Annotated in this window: 20 protein-coding genes; 10 read left to right on the top strand and 10 right to left on the bottom strand. The window is 53.8% G+C overall.

Features of this window, described 5'->3' with window-relative positions; translation table 11 throughout:
- Positions 1-5: 5 nt before the first annotated feature.
- From C7E10_RS09665 to C7E10_RS09630, 8 genes are all read right to left on the bottom strand, one after another.
- On the bottom strand, positions 6-548 hold the full coding sequence (locus tag C7E10_RS09665) for a TIGR01440 family protein (RefSeq protein ID WP_105327075.1): 543 nt from the start codon (positions 546-548) through the stop codon (positions 6-8).
- Positions 549-557: 9 nt separating this feature from the next.
- Positions 558-995, bottom strand: coding sequence for a ribose 5-phosphate isomerase B (gene rpiB / locus C7E10_RS09660; RefSeq protein WP_105327074.1), 438 nt, complete (start codon positions 993-995; stop codon positions 558-560).
- Positions 996-1,028: 33 nt separating this feature from the next.
- Positions 1,029-2,135, bottom strand: coding sequence for an L-threonylcarbamoyladenylate synthase (locus C7E10_RS09655; protein ID WP_105327073.1), 1,107 nt, complete (start codon positions 2,133-2,135; stop codon positions 1,029-1,031).
- Positions 2,104-3,009, bottom strand: coding sequence for a peptide chain release factor N(5)-glutamine methyltransferase (gene prmC / locus C7E10_RS09650; RefSeq protein WP_105327072.1), 906 nt, complete (start codon positions 3,007-3,009; stop codon positions 2,104-2,106). The genes C7E10_RS09655 and prmC overlap by 32 nt, the downstream gene beginning before the upstream one ends.
- The gene (gene prfA / locus C7E10_RS09645) at positions 3,009-4,085 is read right to left on the bottom strand and encodes a peptide chain release factor 1 (RefSeq protein WP_105327071.1); all 1,077 of its coding nucleotides are present in this window, start codon (positions 4,083-4,085) and stop codon (positions 3,009-3,011) included. The genes prmC and prfA overlap by 1 nt, the downstream gene beginning before the upstream one ends.
- Positions 4,086-4,133: 48 nt before the next feature.
- Positions 4,134-5,039: a DUF1385 domain-containing protein gene (locus C7E10_RS09640; protein WP_105327070.1), complete on the bottom strand. Its 906-nt coding sequence runs from the start codon at positions 5,037-5,039 to the stop codon at positions 4,134-4,136.
- A 63-nt stretch (positions 5,040-5,102) separates the two neighbouring features.
- Positions 5,103-5,312: a 50S ribosomal protein L31 gene (gene rpmE, locus C7E10_RS09635; RefSeq protein WP_105327069.1), complete on the bottom strand. Its 210-nt coding sequence runs from the start codon at positions 5,310-5,312 to the stop codon at positions 5,103-5,105.
- A gap of 77 nt (positions 5,313-5,389) precedes the next feature.
- Positions 5,390-6,316, bottom strand: a complete 927-nt coding sequence (locus C7E10_RS09630; RefSeq protein WP_105327068.1) for a LysR family transcriptional regulator — start codon at positions 6,314-6,316, stop codon at positions 5,390-5,392.
- A gap of 165 nt (positions 6,317-6,481) precedes the next feature.
- Here C7E10_RS09630 and C7E10_RS09625 point away from each other — a divergent pair, with 165 nt between their 5' ends.
- The 3 genes from C7E10_RS09625 to sdaAA all read left to right on the top strand — a co-directional run bounded on the left by C7E10_RS09625 (position 6,482) and on the right by sdaAA (position 9,355).
- Positions 6,482-7,672, top strand: a complete 1,191-nt coding sequence (locus C7E10_RS09625) for a dicarboxylate/amino acid:cation symporter (RefSeq protein ID WP_105327067.1) — start codon at positions 6,482-6,484, stop codon at positions 7,670-7,672.
- Positions 7,673-7,780: 108 nt separating this feature from the next.
- Positions 7,781-8,449 (top strand): L-serine ammonia-lyase, iron-sulfur-dependent subunit beta, encoded by a 669-nt coding sequence (gene sdaAB, locus C7E10_RS09620; RefSeq protein ID WP_105327066.1) that lies wholly within the window; start codon positions 7,781-7,783, stop codon positions 8,447-8,449.
- An 18-nt stretch (positions 8,450-8,467) separates the two neighbouring features.
- Positions 8,468-9,355: an L-serine ammonia-lyase, iron-sulfur-dependent, subunit alpha gene (sdaAA, locus tag C7E10_RS09615; RefSeq protein WP_105327065.1), complete on the top strand. Its 888-nt coding sequence runs from the start codon at positions 8,468-8,470 to the stop codon at positions 9,353-9,355.
- Between the two features lie 78 nt (positions 9,356-9,433).
- On the opposite strand, the gene C7E10_RS09610 is transcribed toward sdaAA, so the two are convergent.
- Together C7E10_RS09610 and map are read right to left on the bottom strand one after the other, a co-directional pair.
- Positions 9,434-9,949, bottom strand: coding sequence for a nitroreductase family protein (locus C7E10_RS09610; RefSeq protein ID WP_105327064.1), 516 nt, complete (start codon positions 9,947-9,949; stop codon positions 9,434-9,436).
- A 57-nt stretch (positions 9,950-10,006) separates the two neighbouring features.
- A complete protein-coding gene (map, locus tag C7E10_RS09605) occupies positions 10,007-10,804 on the bottom strand; it encodes a type I methionyl aminopeptidase (RefSeq protein ID WP_353937256.1) in 798 nt (265 codons plus the stop codon).
- Positions 10,805-11,034: 230 nt separating this feature from the next.
- On the opposite strand from map, the gene C7E10_RS09600 reads away from it, so the two are divergent.
- From C7E10_RS09600 to C7E10_RS09570, 7 genes are all read left to right on the top strand, one after another.
- The gene (locus tag C7E10_RS09600; protein WP_105327062.1) at positions 11,035-11,952 is read left to right on the top strand and encodes a DUF368 domain-containing protein; all 918 of its coding nucleotides are present in this window, start codon (positions 11,035-11,037) and stop codon (positions 11,950-11,952) included.
- Between the two features lie 206 nt (positions 11,953-12,158).
- Entirely contained in the window at positions 12,159-12,380 is a 222-nt protein-coding gene (locus C7E10_RS09595) for a FeoA family protein (RefSeq protein ID WP_105327061.1), read from the top strand.
- A gap of 10 nt (positions 12,381-12,390) precedes the next feature.
- Entirely contained in the window at positions 12,391-12,627 is a 237-nt protein-coding gene (locus tag C7E10_RS09590; RefSeq protein ID WP_105327060.1) for a FeoA family protein, read from the top strand.
- A 66-nt stretch (positions 12,628-12,693) separates the two neighbouring features.
- Entirely contained in the window at positions 12,694-14,847 is a 2,154-nt protein-coding gene (gene feoB, locus C7E10_RS09585) for a ferrous iron transport protein B (protein ID WP_105327059.1), read from the top strand.
- Positions 14,848-14,859: 12 nt separating this feature from the next.
- Positions 14,860-15,012, top strand: coding sequence for a FeoB-associated Cys-rich membrane protein (locus tag C7E10_RS09580; RefSeq protein WP_105327058.1), 153 nt, complete (start codon positions 14,860-14,862; stop codon positions 15,010-15,012).
- Positions 15,013-15,465: 453 nt separating this feature from the next.
- The gene (locus tag C7E10_RS09575; RefSeq protein WP_105327057.1) at positions 15,466-16,392 is read left to right on the top strand and encodes a helix-turn-helix domain-containing protein; all 927 of its coding nucleotides are present in this window, start codon (positions 15,466-15,468) and stop codon (positions 16,390-16,392) included.
- A complete protein-coding gene (locus tag C7E10_RS09570; protein ID WP_105325363.1) occupies positions 16,389-17,306 on the top strand; it encodes an IS3 family transposase in 918 nt (305 codons plus the stop codon). Before C7E10_RS09575 ends, C7E10_RS09570 begins: the two co-directional genes overlap by 4 nt.
- The last annotated feature ends 128 nt before the right edge of the window (positions 17,307-17,434 follow it).

Raw genomic sequence — 17,434 nt, 5'->3', positions numbered from 1 at the left:
CTGCTTTAACGATAGACGGCCCGTTCCCCGCCAATGAGAGGCGGACGGGTGTAGGCGGCGGTAAGCACCGCGTCGCCCAGTTTCTTTCGGGACAGCCGCACCGGCACTGCCACCCGTTTCAGGTGCATGCCGATCAGGGTCTGCCCAATATCCAGGCCCATATCGGCCTTGATTTCTTCTACTACTGCCGGATGTTCCAGGCTATTGTACATTTGGGTGGCAAAGGCGCCGCCGGCGTGTTCCACTGGCCGTACGGTCACTTCCTGCCAGCCAAATTTTTCCATGGCTTTTTGGTCCACTACCAGAGCCCGGTTCAGATGTTCGCAGCATTGGGCGGCCAGAATCATCTTGTGTTTCCGGCAAACCTTTTGCAGTGCGCCCACCAGGGCTCCAGCCAGCTTCAGGGAACCGCCGGTACCGATTTTGTTGCCCAGCACTTCGCTGGAGGAACAGCCCACCACCAGCACTTTCCCGGCTTTGCCGCCGCCTTTGCTGATCAGTTCTTCCGTAACCTCTTCCAGTTCCTGTACCAATTCATCCGTTTTCATAATGCCACCTTATTTCTCTAATGCCATAATCTTTTCCACTCTCTGGGTATGGTAGCTGCCCAGGAAGGAAGCGCCCAAATAGGCGTCTACAATCTGTTCGGCCAGGCCGCTGCCCAGCACCCGTGCACCCAGGCACAGAACGTTGGCATTGTTGTGTTCTCTGGCTTTTTCTGCACTGTAGCAGTCGGAGCACACCGCAGCCCGGATCCCGTGGATCTTGTTGGCGGCAATGGACATGCCAAGGCCTGTGCCGCAGATCAGGATGCCCTGTTCTGCCTTGCCGGCAGCCACTGCTTCCCCTACTTTTTTGGCATAATCCGGGTAATCCACCCGATCTGCACTGTAGGAGCCAGCGTCTTCCACTTCGTAGCCTTTGTCTTCCAGATGTTTTTTGATAATTCCTTTCAGTTCAAAACCACCGTGATCACAGCCGATGATAATTTTCATGAGGAATCCTCCCTTCTGTTGGTCCAATCCTTTTTATTCTAACACAAGTGCCTGCAAAAATTCAGGTATTTGCCCGCTTTTTTTGTGGAAAATTCCCTGTTCTGCCCACAAAATATTGTGCCCGGCAGATTTGCGCATCCGGTTCATAATGGCTAGGCCCAGATGGTCGTCGGGAACCCCTTCGCCAATGATGACGTCCACGTTTTCCGCATCGAAGCTGCGCAGCTCCGTATACAGTTTTTCTGCCAGTTCCTGGGCGTCCTTGCCGCCGCTGCGGATGAGGATATCCTGGGTTTTGGGCAGGTGCTGCACGGTCTTTTCCATGGCCAGGACCCCTACCTTGAGGCCCATGGCTTCTGCCATAATGGCCGCCCGGATAACGCCCTGGCTGGCTTCCGGTCCTTCAATCAGGTACATGGGTGCCTTGGGGGCGTAGTGCCGGTACTTCATGCCCGGCGCCTTGGGAGTCTGCCCGGCTTCCACCAGGCCCCGGTCCAGCTCTACCTGGCCCAGCACCTGCTCCAGCATTTCCCGGGTAATGCCCCCGGGCCGGAGGATGGTGGCCACGTCACCGGTGGTATCAATAATGGTTGATTCCACTCCGATGGCGCAGGGGCCGCCGTCCACCACGCCGGCAATGACGCCGTCCATATCCTGGAGCACGTCCGCCGCGTTGGTGGGACTGGGCTTCCCGGACCGGTTGGCCGAGGGGGCCGCAATGGGAGTCCCGGCCAGGGTAATCAGGGCCTGGGCCACCGGGTCGCTGGGAAAGCGCACCGCAACCGTAGTAAGCCCGGCCGTCACCACCTGGGGCACCCGCTCCGAGGCGTTCACCACCAGGGTCATGGGACCCGGCCAAAAGGTTTTGGCCAGTTTTTCCGCCATAGGGGACAGGCCGCTGGTCAGCTGGTTAATCTGCTCCAGTTGGCTGATATGCAGGATCAGGGGATTGTCCGCCGGCCGTCCCTTGGCCGCGAAAATCTTTTTGCAGGCGTCGCCGTTCAGGCCGTCCGCTCCCAGTCCATACACCGTTTCCGTAGGAAAGGCCACCACTTCCCCCTGCTGCAAAAGGGCTGCCGCAGGCTTCAGCTGGTCTTCCAAGGGCCGGTTATTTTCTAGTTTCCATAATTTCGTTTCCATAAGTCGATTCCTTCTTTGCCGCAAAGACCATCCGGTCTATGCCTTGATAGTCCAGGTCCACCTGCACCTGGTCAAAGCCGGCGTCCCGGCACAGCTGGGCCACCGCTTCCCCTTCCCCGATGCCGATTTCAAAGGCCACCAGGCCCTGGGGATCCAGGAACTTCCAAATGTCTTTTAAGATGCGCCGGTAAAAGTCCAGGCCATCTTCGCCTCCGTCCAGGGCGCCCAGGGGCTCCTGCTGGACCTCTGCCTGGAGGCCGGGCAGGTCTTTCTTGGGAATGTAGGGCGGGTTGGAGACGATGATCTGGAACCGCTCGTCCGGGGGAATGTTGGCGTATAGGTCCGAAACCAGTACGGCGCAGCGCTCCTCCACCCCGATGGCCTCAGCATTCTCTAACGTCACCGCCGCGGCTCCCGGGGAAATGTCTACCCCCAGGCCCCGGGCCTCTGGCAGCTGGACCAAGAGCGACACCAAAATGGCGCCGCTGCCGCAGCCAATGTCCAGGATTTCCCGGGGACCCTTGTCCTTGTTCAGGCGCACCAGCTTTTCCACCAGCAGTTCTGTTTCCGGCCGGGGAATCAGGGTATCCCGGGTGACCTTGAACTCATACTGGAGAAAGCCTTTCTTGCCCAGGATGTAGGCCACCGGTTCCCGCTTGGCCCGCCGGGCCACGTAGCCCCGGTATTCCTTCAGCTCCTTTTCTTCCAGGGGCTGGTCAAAATGGGTGTACAGCTGCAGCCGGGTATAATCCAGCACAGCACAAAGCAGCACCTCGGCATCCAGGCGTGGATTCTCCACGCCCTTTTCGCCAAAGTACTGCTTTGTCCAATTTAGAATTTTGATGATTGTCCAAACCGGTTTTTGCTCTGTCATTATTTCACCTGCTGTAACCGTTTGCTTTGCTCGGCCGTCATCAGGGCACTGAGCAGTTCATCCAGATCACCGTTGATGATTTCCGGCAGTTTATGCAGGGTCAGCCCAATCCGGTGGTCCGTCACCCGTCCCTGGGGATAGTTGTAGGTCCGGATCCGTTCGCTGCGGTCCCCGGTGCCTACCTGGCTTCTCCGGTCCGCAGCGGTGGCTGCCCGTTGTTTTTCTTCTTCTGCTTCCAAAATTCTGGCCCGCAGCACCCGCATGCATTTTTCCCGGTTTTTGGCCTGGGATTTTTCGTCCTGGCACTGGGCCACAATGCCGGTGGGAATGTGGGTCATCCGCACGGCCGATTCCGTCTTGTTGACGTACTGGCCGCCGGCGCCCCCTGCCCGGTAGGTATCAATCCGGATATCCGCCGGGTTGATTTCCACGTCCACTTCCTGGGCTTCGGGCATTACCGCCACCGTTACGGTAGAGGTGTGGACCCGGCCCTGGGATTCCGTATCCGGTACCCGCTGGACCCGGTGCACGCCGCTTTCAAACTTCATATGGCTGTACACGTCCTGGCCGGACACCATGAATACCACTTCCTTGAAGCCCCCCAGGCCCGTGGGGCTGGAGTCCATGAGTTCCACCTTCCAGCCTTTGTTTTCGGCGTAGCGGGTGTACATCCGGAACAGGTCCCCGGCAAACAGGGCTGCTTCGTCCCCGCCGGCGCCGGCCCGGATTTCCATGATGATGTTCTTCTCATCGTTGGGGTCCTTGGGCAGCAGCAGGATGGTGAGCTTTTCCTCGTAAGCCTCGATTTCCGGCTTCAGTTCTTTCAGCTCTTCTTCTGCCATGGCAGCCAGCTCCGGGTCTTCCTTGGCCTTGACGATGGCCTCGTCTTCCTGGTAGGTGTCTGCCAGCTTCTTATATTCCCGGTACACGGTGACGATTTCCGTCAGTTTGGCATGGGCCTTGGTGTAGCGCTGCCATTCGGCCTGGTTGCTGATGACGTCAGGGTCACTGATTTTCGCTTCCAGGTCCAGGTACCGGTCTTCCAAATCCTGTAATTTATCCAGATTTTCAAACATAATATTCCCCGTTATTTCTTATTCTTACTGGTGATGCTTGCGGCTGTTTCAGCTGCCGGGCTGCACGAGAGGAGCGGGCTCTTCCAGAATTTCTTCCGGCGGCAGTACCGCCTTCAGCGACGCAATGGCCACTTCCATCTGACTGTCGTCGGGCTCCCGGGTGGTAAGCTTTTGCAGGGCCAGACCCGGCAAAATGGCCGTCCGCACCCAGGCCTTGTCCATATGCTTGCCGGCAAACCGGATGATTTCGTAGCTGATGCCTGCCACCACCGGCATGAGAATAATCCGGCTGGCAATCCGTTCCCACAGGCTGGGCCAACCCAGGAAGGTGAAAATGAAGATGCTGATCAGCATGACGATCATCAGGAAATTGGTGCCGCAGCGGGGGTGCAGCGTAGAAAAGGGCCGCACGTTTTCCACCTTGAGCACCAGTCCGTGTTCATAGGTATAGATGGTCTTGTGTTCTGCCCCATGGTACTGGAACACCCGCTGGATATCCTTCTGCTGGGAAATGGCCCAGATATAGGTCAGGAAAATGGCCAGCCGCAGCAGCCCCTCGCACAGGTTCAGGACCACGGAGCTGGTAATCCAGCTCTGAAACAGCTTCATGGCGCCGGTAGGCACCACCACAAACAGCAGAATGGCCAGGCCCACGGACACTGCAATGGTGCCGGCCATTTCCAGGCTGCTCATTTTTTCGTCTTCCTCCCCGGACATTTGGGCCGAGTAGGATAGTGCTTTCATGCCGTAGAGCAGGGATTCCACCAGGGAAACCATACCCCTGAGAAAGGGCTTTTTCAGCACTGGATACCGATCCCCGATACTGGTGGAGGGTTTCACATCCACCGCAATTTCCCCGTCAGGCTGCCGTACGGCTACGGCAATTTTCCCCGGGCCCCGCATCATGACTCCCTCAATGACGGCTTGGCCGCCTACACTCAGTTTCTTGGACATGATGATTTTTCTCCATATAGCAAACCAGCAGAGCCAAGGCTCTGCTGTTGAAGTGCGCTGTTTTTATTTTGCGTCTTTGTTGCCGTACCGCTTGTTGAATTTTTCAATGCGGCCTCTAGCAGACATATCACGCTGCTTGCCGGTGAAGAAAGGATGGCATTTGGAGCAAACGTCCACGCGCAGTTCCTTTTTCACACTGCCAGTTTTAAATGTATTCCCACAGCCACAAATGACGGTGCATTCACCGTAGTTAGGATGAATTCCTTCTTTCATCTCAAGACACCTCTTTCTTTAATTACATTAATATTACCCGACATTAATGCTTGATGATTATACCACAAACGGCCGTTTCACGCAAGGGTTTCTACCGGCGTTTTGCCTTCTTTTCCAGCCTGTTTGGCGCCCCGGAACTGGGGCATCCCCAGCACCACCTTCATGGCCGGGGTCAGCCATTTGTCCCGGTGGTAAAACAGCTGCCGGGACAGCTGGAGCTGGTAGTCCGACAGGGTAAGGATTTTCAGCTTGCTGCGGAATACACTGTTTTCCACCACATACTGGGGCAAAAAGGACAGGCCCATATTCCGCTGGACCATATCCAGGATAAAGCCCGTATCGCTGACCTCCAAAAAGGGGTTCAGGGCAATGCCCTGGGCCGCCAGGTATTGGTCCAGGCACCGGCGGTAGTTGTCGTCCTTCTCGGTGAGGAAAAACCGCTGGCCCAGCAGCTGGTTCAGGGTGACTTCCTTTTCCAGGGCCAGAGGGGAGCGCCGGGAGCAGACGAACACGATGTTTTCCGGTTCTTCCAGGGCGCGGACCCATTTCACGTCGTACACCGGCTGGTCCAGGATGTAGGCCAGGTCAATTTCGTTGTGGTTCAGCCGCTCCAATAGGTTCTGGGGCGAGTCGATGGTCACCTTCACGTGGATCCGGGGATAGCGCCGGGAAAAGTATTCCATCACCGACGGCATTTTGGCCTCGCACAGGGAAGCAATCATGCCCAGGTGCAGGACTTCTTCCCGGGGCGTATTGCGCATCCGCTCCCCCAGTGCCTCCACTTCCTGGAGCAGGGGCATGGCCTCCTGGGCCAGCTCCTCCCCATGGGAGGTCACCCGTACGCATTTGCCCAGCCGGTCAAAAAGCCGCACCCCCAGCTCCGTTTCCAGCTCACGAATTTGTACGCTCATGGCGGACTGGGAGTAGCCCAATGCCTTAGCCGCCTTGGAAAAACTTTGCAATTCCACCACTTTTAAGAAGCTTCTTAGCTGCCGTAGTTCCATTTTTGCCTGCCACCCTTTTTAAAATTACTTTTTTTCATATGTTGGATTCTATTTATGAATTTGATTTATGTGTCTTCACATAGTACACTAAATAAACAGAAAAGTCAAACCTGGATACAATGTGCACAAAGACAAGTCTGACAAATTTCAAAGGAGGCTTTTTTTATGAAGCTCGGACTTGTACCCAAAGTTATTATTGCAATCATTCTTGGTATCCTTATCGGGCAGTACCTGCCCACCGATTTCTGCCGCCTGGTCGTGACCCTGTCGGGGATTTTCAGCAACTTCCTGAAGTTCGTCATTCCCCTGATGATCCTGGCCTACGTGACCATGGGCATCGCCGACCTGTCCCAGGGCGCCGGCAAGCTGCTGCTGATTACGGCCATTATCGCCTACTGCTCCACCCTGGTGGGCGGCACCTATTCCTTCTTTGTGGCGGACAATCTGTTCCCGTCCTTCATCAACGCCGGCGTGCTGGAGGAAATCTCCAAAACGGCCGGAACGTCTTTGGAACCTTACTTCACCATTGCCATTCCTCCCATCCTGGATACCATCTCTGCGGTGGTCCTGGCGTTCATTATGGGCCTGTGCCTGTCCAATATGAAGGGCAAGGAAATGGGTACCACCCTGTATAATGGCATGAAGGATTTCTCCACCATCATTGACGCCGTGCTGAAAAACGCCATTGTTCCCTTCCTGCCCCTGTACATCTGCGGCACTTTCGTGGACATGACCAAGTCCGGCAAGACCTTTGTCATCCTGAGCGTACTGTGGAAGGTATTCCTGGTGGTTATCATCATGCACCTGACCCTGCTGTTTGTGCAGTTCCTGTTGTCCGGCACCATTGCCCACAAGAACCCCTTCACCCTGATGAAAAACCAGATTCCTGGCTACACCACGGCGCTGGGTACCCAATCCTCCGCTGCCACCATTCCCGTAAACCTGCAATGTTCTGAAGCGGACGGCGTCTGCGACCAGATTCGTAACTTCGTTATCCCCCTGTGTGCCAACATCCATATGTGCGGCTCCATGATTACCATTACGGCCTGCGCTACGGCGGTATGCCTGATGTACCAGCTGCCCATCAATCTGGGTATCGTGATTCCCTTTATCATGACCCTGGGCGTGTGCATGGTGGCTTCTCCCGGTGCTCCCGGCGGCTCCATTATGACGGCCCTGCCCTTCCTGTGGATGATCTTCGGCAAACAGGCCGGCGACCCCAACGGTCCCATCTGCGCCCTGATGGTGGCCCTGTATATTACCCAGGATTCCTTCGGCACCGCCTGCAACGTATCCGGAGATAATGCCATCGCCGTAGTGGTGGATAAAATTTACAAAACCTGGATTGAGAAATAAGTACAATTCAGCTAGAATAGAGAAATCAAGGAAACCCGCCCCTGATTCGCTGCTGCTCCGGCAGGGCGGTTCGGGGGTTTTCCTTTAGAAATTCCAGGAGGAAACATTATGAATGTATTCGATATTATTGGGCCGGTGATGATTGGGCCCTCCAGCTCCCATACCGCAGGGGCTGTACGGCTGGGGGAAGTGGCCAGCAAGATGCTGAACCAGGACGAGCCCCAGGACGTGCGGGTGGAACTGTCCGGTTCCTTCGCCAAGACCTACAAGGGCCACGGCACGGACAAGGCGTTGCTGGCCGGAATTATGGGCTACAGCAGCGATGCCATTGAAATCCGGGATATTTTTTCCATTGCGGACAAGCGGGGCATCCACTATACGTTCATTCCGGCGGACATCCCCCACGCCCACCCCAACACGGCCCGGATCCACGTGGTGGGCAAAAACGGCACCAAATGCTGCGTCCAGGGGGCCAGCATCGGCGGCGGCAATATCCGGGTGGACTACATTGACGGCATGAAGGTGGACTTTACCGGGGAACGGAACACCATCCTGGTGCCCCACTACGACCGGCCGGGGGTTATTGCAGCCGTGACCAACATCATGTACAGCAAGTACAAGGAAGTGAATATCGGCAACTTCAAATTGTCCCGGCCTGTAAAGGGCGGCATTGCCATGATGACCATCGAAATCGACGGGCTGCCCCCTGCCGGCATGATTGAAGCCATCCGTTCCGTAAAGGATGTTACCAACGTCATCCTGATCCGGGCCATTTAAGGGAAGAAGGAGCATACCATGCTAGAATATAACGCCATTAAAAACCTGGTGGACGCCGCCGAAAAGTCCGGCAAAAAAATCAGTGAGCTGGTGCTGGAGGACCAAGCCCAGGAACTGGAAAAGACGCCCCAGGAAGTCTATGACAAGATGTCCAAGGAATTTGATGTCATGCAGGAAGCCGTAAAATTCGGCGAACAGAAGGACCAGCGCTCCACCTCCGGGCTTACCGGGGGCGAGGGCTACAAGATGAAGGCCTACAACACTGCCAGCAGCGGCGGCCTGTCCGGGTCCCTGCTGGTGCGGGCTATGGGCCGGGCTCTGGCGGTAGCCGGCTGCAACGCTTCCATGGGCCGTATTGTGGCCGCCCCCACGGCGGGCAGCTGCGGCATCCTGCCCGGGTGCCTGATTACCATGCTGGAAGACCGGGGCCTGGACCGGCACGTCGTGGTCATGTCCCTGTTTACCGCCGGGGCCTTTGGCATCACCATTGCCACCAACGCCTCCATTGCAGGGGCCGAGGGGGGCTGCCAGGCGGAATGCGGCAGTGCTGCCGGTATGGCCGCTGCGGCCCTGGTGGAACTGGCCGGGGGCACGCCCCAAATGTGCGCCGACGCCTGCGCCATGGCCATCAACAACCAGCTGGGGCTGGTCTGCGACCCGGTGGCCGGGCTGGTAGAGATTCCCTGCATCAAACGGAACCCCTCCGGCGTGGCCATTGCCTTCTCGGCCGCAGATATGGCCCTGTCCGGCATCCAATCCGCCATTCCCGTGGACGAATGCATTGACGCCATGCGCCGGGTGGGGCACGCCCTGCCGGCCTCCCTTCGGGAAACGGCGGGCGGCGGCCTGGCCACCACCCCTACGGGCCTGAAGCTCAAGGAAAAGGTTTTTGGGCCGGAGAAGTAACCTACCCTTTTTACAATTAAAAAATGGTCCTGCTGCATCCCTTGGGATGAGGCAGGACCATTTTGTTTAAGCGTCTTCTTACAGTTCCTTCACCAGTTCGTCGTTGGAACGGCGTTCGGTGTGCAGGTGGGCCGGATGCACGCCTTCGGCAGCGTAGCCGATGGGCAGCAGCAGCAGGGGCACTTCGTTCAGAGGCAGCTCGAAAGCATCGGCGGTTTTGGACACCGGGAAGAAGTTCACCCAGCAGGAGCCGATGCCCAGTTCCCAAGCTTCTAGCATCATATGGGTTGCCACAATGCTGGCGTCCTGTTCGCCGGCGCGGATGCCGTGTTCAAAGGGGTTCACCCATTCTTCGTCCTTCCGGACGGTAACCATCAGCACCACCGGAGCGTTAAAGGCGCAGCGGGTCAGGCCCCGTACCTTTTCCAGGGCTTCCGGGCTCTTTAATACGTAAACCCGGTAGGGCTGGTTGTTGTGGCCGGTGGGAGCAATGCGCCCGGCTTCCAGAATCAGGTCCAGTTTTTCCTTTTCAATGGGTTTGTCGCTGTACTTGCGCACGGAGTACCGTGCCTTTGCCAATTCCATAAAATTCATCGTTTCCATCTCCTTTGCAGTTTCTCAAGCAGTGTCTGTAATTTTCAGACTTATATATTAGTAGGAAAGAATTTCCGGTTCTCCTTCGGTAATCAGCAGGGTGTGTTCCCACTGGGCAGAAGGCTTGCCATCTACGGTACGCACGGTCCAGCCGTCAAAGTCGTCGATGTACAGGTCCGCCCGGCCCATGTTGACCATGGGTTCAATGGTAATCACCATGCCCGGCACCAGGAGCATGCCCGTATGCCGTTTGCCCACATGGGCCACAAAGGGGTCTTCGTGCATTTCCAGGCCCACGCCATGGCCGCCGAATTCCCGGACTACGGAATAGCCGTGCTTCCGGGCAAAGCTCTGGATGGCCCAGCCAATATCCCCCAGGGTATTTTTCCAGCCCACGGCGTTTTCCATGCCCCGCTTCAGGCATTCTTTGGTGATATTCACCAGGTTTTTCCGGTCATCGGGAACCCGGCCCACCATGAACATCCGGGAAGCGTCACCTACATAGCCCTTGTAGATGGTGGTGGCATCTACGTTGACAATATCCCCGCTTTTCAGCACCTGCTTGGGATCGGGAATCCCGTGGCAGATGACTTCGTTGACGGAAGTGCAAACGGATTTGGGAAACCCTTCGTAGTTCAGGCAGGCAGGAATGGCGTCGTGGGCAATGGTGTAATCGTACACGATGGTGTTGATTTCATCAGTGGTCATACCCACCTTGATGGCGGCTTCCACCGCATCCAGCACGCCGGTGTTCACCTTGCCTGCTTCCCGGATGCCTGCAATCTGTTCCGGGGTTTTAATCATATCCAGACGGGGCACCTCGTACCCCTTGGCTGCATATTCCATGAGTTTCATCTTTAATTCGCCAGTTTCCAAAACTCCAACCTCCTCTATTCTATTTTTCGTAAAAATACGGTATAATTATTATTCGTGCTGGCTTAAAACCCGCCGCACCAATTTTTAATTATAGCACAATTCTTTTCAGAGGATTTTCTCTTTGTTTAATATTTCGTTAGACTTTTCTCCTATACTAAGGGAAACCCAAAGATTTGGCAAGTTTTTCTCACGCGAAAGGATGAGGCGGTATGGAATTTGTACTGAATATGATCCGGGGCTTTTTTATGGCCCTGGCGGACAGCGTGCCCGGGGTATCCGGCGGCACCATTGCCTTTATACTGGGCTTTTATGATGAATTTATTGGTTCCCTGTACGTGATGACCCATGGGGACCTGGCCCTGAAGAAAAAGGGCTTCAAGTTTCTGGCCAACCTGGGGGTGGGCTGGGTTATCGGCATGGGCTCCTCGGTCAATGTGCTGGCCAGCCTGTTTACCACCCAGATTTATCAGCTGACTTCCCTGTTCCTGGGGCTGTCCATTTTCTCCCTGCCGTTGATTATGAAGGAGGAACGGGAAGCTCTCCAAAAGGTCAGCAAAATCCCCTATATGCTCATCGGCATTGTGCTGGTGTACGTCATTGCCCTGGCCAGTCCTTCCGGCGGCCAAGGGATCAACGTCTCCATTGAAAGCTTGTCGCCGCTCTTGGCCGTATACATTTTCGTTTCTGCCATGATTGCCATCTGCGCCATGGTGCTGCCGGGGATTTCCGGGTCCACCATGCTGCTGATTTTTGGCCTGTACGTGCCCATTATTGATGCCATCAAGGAATTTCTCCACATGAACCTGGCCTACTTCCCGGTGCTGTGCATTTTTGGTTTTGGGGTTTTGGCCGGCATCATCGGTATTATCCGGCTGGTGAAAAACGCCCTGGACAACCACCGGTCCGCCATGGTGTACTTCATCGTGGGCCTGATGGTGGGTTCCCTGTATGCCATTGTCCAAGGGCCTACCACCCTGAAGATGCCCCAGCCTGCCCTGTCCTTTGCCACCTTCAGCTGGGTCTGGTTCTTTGCCGGCGGCGTTCTCCTGGCTGGCCTTACTGCCCTGAAGAACTTTACGGAGCATAAACTCCATCCCCAGTTAAACCAAGAAGAAGAACAGGACTAGTTCCTGAAGTCAAGCAGTCTGCCCCCTGGCAGGCTGCTTTTTTGCTGCCATTTTGCGCCGGGCTGGGCTCCTATTTGCTGCCGTTTGACGTTTTAGACATAATTTTGTCAATTTTTATTGACTACAACGTTAGTTAGTGCTAACATATCTGTTACGAGGTTTGTATAGACACTTATCTTTATTTCCAAGAGAAAAGAGGTACTCCCATGCCCTTAAACTTTGCAGAAGCCGGTGTTCCCCTGGTGATTGCCCGGGTGGGCGGCACATCCAAGGTCCGTTCCCATCTGGAAAATCTGGGTATTACCCTGGGTGCTGTGATTTCCATTGTGCAGCATACCAGCAGCGGGCTGATTCTCAACATCCGGGATTCTCGGGTAGCCATCAGCACGGAAATGGCAGGCAAAATTATCGTACAAGAACAAAAGTAGGAGGCTTATGATGCTTACATTGAAAGACGGCAAGACAGGCTGTGATTACGAAGTGGTAAAACTCCATGGTCAAGGCGCCATCAAGCGTCACATTATGGATATGGGGCTGACCAAGGGTACCAAGGTCCACGTCCGCAAAGTGGCTCCTTTGGGAGATCCTGTGGAATTGACAGTCCGGGGTTACGAACTTTCCCTGCGGAAAGCTGACGCGGAAATCGTTGAGGTTACAGAAATTACAGGAGCGTAACTTATTTATCGTATTGTTAGTAAACACTAATTAAATTGTGTATCAGGAAGAAAGAAGGTATTTTTCATGGAGTTTAAGATTGCACTTGCCGGGAACCCCAATACCGGTAAGACTACCCTATTCAACGCCCTCACCGGGTCCAACCAGTTTGTGGGCAACTGGCCCGGCGTTACGGTAGAGAAAAAAGAAGGCAAGCTCAGCGGCCATCCGGACGTGATCATTCAGGATCTGCCCGGTATCTACTCTCTCTCTCCCTACACTTTGGAAGAAGTGGTAGCCCGGAATTACCTGGTGAAGGAGCGGCCCGATGCCATTCTGAACATTGTGGACGGCACCAACCTGGAACGGAACCTGTACCTGAGCACCCAGCTGACGGAACTGGGCATTCCCGTAGTCATGGCGGTGAATATGATCGACATGGTACGGAAAAACAACGACATCGTAAACCTGGACAAGCTGTCCAAGGAAATGGGCTGCCCGGTGGTAGGCATTTCTGCTCGGACCGGGGAAGGCATCAAGGAAGCTGCTGACCTGGCTGCCAAGACGGCCAAGCATCAGGACCACTTCACTGCCCGCCACAGCTTTGACGGCCCGGTGGAACACGCCCTGGCCCATATCGAAGAAGCCACCCAAGGACTGCTGCCCCAGTACCAGGAACGCTGGTATGCCATTAAACTCTTCGAACGGGATGACAAGGTACGGGCGGCTTTGAAACTGCCCCAAAATATCCTCGACCATATCGACAGCGACATTGAGTCCGTGGAAAAGGAAATGGACGACGATGCCGAAAGCATCATCACCAACGAACGCTACAAATACATTTCTTCCATTATTGCCGACTGCAACATCAAAAAGAGCCGCGGCAAGCTCACCACCTCCGACAAGATTGACCGGATTGTCACCAACCGGTTCCTGGCCCTGCCTATTTTTGCTGTCATCATGTTCTTTGTGTACTATCTGTCCGTAACCACCATTGGTACGGAAGCTACGGACTGGGTCAACGATACTTTGTTTGGTGAAATCATCATCCCGGGGGCCCACGACATTTTGGAAGGCATGAACGTGGCTGAATGGATGACCGGGCTGGTGGTAGACGGTATCATCTCCGGGGTTGGCGCCGTACTGGGCTTTGTACCCCAGATGGTGGTTCTGTTCATCTGCCTGGCCTTCCTGGAAGCCTGCGGCTACATGGCCCGTATCGCTTTCATCCTGGACCGTGCTTTCCGGAAATTTGGTCTGTCCGGCAAATCCTTCATCCCCATGCTGATTGGTTCCGGCTGCGGCGTACCCGGCATTATGGCTTCCCGTACCATCGAGAATCCTGCCGACCGGAAAATGACCATTATGACCACTACCTTCATCCCCTGCTCCGCCAAGATGCCCATTATTGCCCTGGTGGCAGGCGCCTACTTTGGCGGTGAATGGTGGGTAGCTCCTTCCGCCTACTTTGTAGGTATTGCTTCCATCATTATTTCGGGTATAATCTTAAAGAAGACCAAGCTGTTTGCCGGTGACCCTGCTCCCTTTGTTATGGAACTGCCGGCCTACCATATGCCCACACTGGGCAATATTGCCCGCAGCGTTTGGGAACGGAGCTCCAGCTTCGTAAAGAAAGCCGGTACCGTTATCCTGCTGTCCACCATCCTGGTTTGGTTCACCTCCAGCTTCGGCTTCGTAGATGGCCACCTGGTTATGGTAGAAGACCTGAACGACGGCATCCTGTCCAGCATCGGCGAAGCCATCGCCTGGATCTTTGCTCCTCTGGGCTGGGGTAACTGGAAAGCCGCTGTGGCCACCTTTACCGGCCTGATTGCCAAGGAAAACCTGGTAGGTACCTTCGGCGTGCTGTACGGCCTGGCCGAAGCGTCCGAGGACGGCCAGGAATTCTGGGGAACCTTTGCCAAGGACTTCTCCATGCTGTCCGCCTACTCCTACCTGATCTTCAACCTGCTGTGCGCTCCCTGCGTGGCTGCCATGGGCGCCATCAAACGGGAAATGAACAACGGCAAATGGACTCTGTTTGCCATTGGTTACCAATGCGGCTTTGCTTACTGCATGGCCTTGATGTTCTATCAATTCGGTTCCTTCATCAGCACGGGTGCCTTCACCCTGGGTACTGCCGCTGCCTGCGTGATTCTGGCTGGTATGCTCTACCTGCTGCTGCGCCCCATGCCGAATTTTGAAGAAACCGTACCTGCCGGTGAAAAAGTCACCGAGTAAGGAGATGGTATTATGGGAACTGCCCTTGTTGGTTTGGTCCTGCTCCTGATTGTAGGCAGCGTCATTCGGAAGATGGTGAACGACCATAAATCCGGAAAAAGCTCCTGCGGCTGCAATTGTGCCGGCTGCAGCGGCTGCTGCTCTTCAAATTCAAAAAAGAAATAGAAGATATGCCCTGGACTCCGGTCCAGGGCATATTTTTTAGCTTTAGAAAAGGGTGAAGATGAATGAGAGACAATAGATGATGGGAACAAGGAAATTGTCTACACTTTTCTGCGAAAAGTGTAGAGGTGTTTTTGGGATTATATGGCCCGCGGGAGCGGGCTGGAACCCCAACCTTGCCCCGCCCTTTGGGGCGGGGCGTTCCTTCCCCTTCTCCTGTTCGCATAGCGCAGGACCTCTCCGGGTCCACGCTTTTTATTTTTTTGCGTAGACCCACCTCCCCTTTGGGGGCGCATATTTTCCTTATGAGGCCCTTCAAGCGTGAAGGGGCTGTCATCCCGCAGGGATGACTGAGAAAGTTTGGATGCGCCTGCCAATGAGGAGGCTTTAAGTGGAAGGCATGCGGCCGGAGGCCGCAAATGCTAGGGTGAACTTCTTCCGTCATCCACGTTGTGGATGACACCTTCTACACGCTGGTATGCTATGAATAAAGTAGACTGGCATATAGTTAAACCTCCTGGATTCGTTGAAAGGAGAGTATGTAAAATGTCTATATCGAAAGTCAGTGCAGAGGATAAATTAAAGGCTGTCAAAGCTGTTCTTGCTCATGANTGGTATGCTATGAATAAAGTAGACTGGCATATAGTTAAACCTCCTGGATTCGTTGAAAGGAGAGTATGTAAAATGTCTATATCGAAAGTCAGTGCAGAGGATAAATTAAAGGCTGTCAAAGCTGTTCTTGCTCATGAAGAATCACCAATGGTTTCTGCAAAAAGGTTAGGGGTTCACTGGAAAGCAGTACAGTATTGGGTAGATGAATATATAGGAAATGGTCCTGAGGTATTTAACAAAAGACAGGTTAAAAGTTATTCTGCTGATCTTAAGATCCAATGCGTAGAGGAATATCTTAAGGGCGAAACGACTATGTCCCAGCTGGTACAAAAATACGGATTAAAAAGTTCTCGTCAAATCAGAGACTGGTTAAAGAAGTATAATAGTCATGAGGAACTAAAAAGTTCGGGTACTGGAGGTGCCAAGATCATGACTAAAGCTAGACAAACGACCTTTGACGAGCGCGTTGAAATCGTAAAATACTGCATTGAAAACGGGAATGCTTACCATGAAACCGCTGAAAAGTTTAAGGTTTCCTACCAGCAAGTCAGAAATTACGTCTTAAAATATAATAAGTACAATACCGAAGGACTCATAGATGGGCGCGGACACAGGAAGCCAGTAGAAGTCCCTGAAGAAGCCCCTACAGAATATGAGTGTATGAAAGCTGAACTCAAACTGGCTAATGCAAAACTCAAAGCCAAGGATATGGAGATTGATTTCCTAAAAAAACTCGATATTGTGGAAAGGAGGCGGGATTCACACAAATAAGATATGGAGCCATTTATGAAGCCATTAAAGAACTGCACGCTGAAAAGAATTACCCTATTCTTGGCCTGTGCAAATTGGGAAAAGTGTCCCGGGCCGGCTACTACAAATGGCTTCATAGAGAGCCTTCAGCACGCGAAATTGACGACAAGGAAATTGCTAAAAGAATAGAAGAGATATACAAGGCTGACCCAGCTAAAGGGTACAGACGAATAGCTGATGACTTACGAGCCCCAAATAAGAAGATCTATCCTGACACGAAACCAATAGCAATTGGTGACGGTCGCGTTCTTCATCTTTGTCGAGTGATAAATATAAAGTCTACGATTAAATATGCCCCTAAGGGCTGCACCCAGCGTGCAATAGATCCTGCATACATTGCAGAAAATATCTTGAATAGGGAATTTAAAGCCGATGCCCCTAACCAGAAATGGTGTACTGACGTCTCAGAATTTCACTACTATGAGGGGGTAGTTGTGCATAAGGTATATCTGAGCGCGATTATTGACCTGTATGACAGACGAATTGTTTCCTATGTGATAAGCAACCGGAACGATAAAAATTTGGTATTCAATACCTTCAATAAGGCATTGTTGAAAAACCCTGGCGCGCATCCCCTGTTTCACTCTGACCGGGGATTCCAATACACCTGCAGGGATTTCCGCAAGATGATTCTAGATGCTGGTATGACGCAGAGTATGTCACGGATAGGAAAATGCATTGATAATGGCCCGATGGAAGGCTTCTGGGGCATGCTGAAAAGAGAACGGTACTATACTCGTGACTTCGACAGCCGTAAAGCTTTGGTAACGATGATTAATAACTACATGGAGTATTACAACAGTGGCCGTTTGCAGCGGAATTTGGGCCGTTTGACCCCTATGCAAAAACATAATAGCTACCAAATGGCGGCGTAGAGGTTTATATTATTAGGAACTGTCTACTTGACGGGGAGCACACCAAGGCGGGGAAGGCATTCATAACAATTGCTGGTCATCTTCTTATCTGCACTATACATTAGATTTTACTTGACCAGTAGGGGGCT

The organism is Acidaminococcus hominis (assembly GCF_900291475.1).
In the GTDB taxonomy this organism is placed as follows: domain Bacteria; phylum Bacillota; class Negativicutes; order Acidaminococcales; family Acidaminococcaceae; genus Acidaminococcus; species Acidaminococcus hominis.
This window is presented reverse-complemented; position numbering and strand designations above follow the sequence as displayed.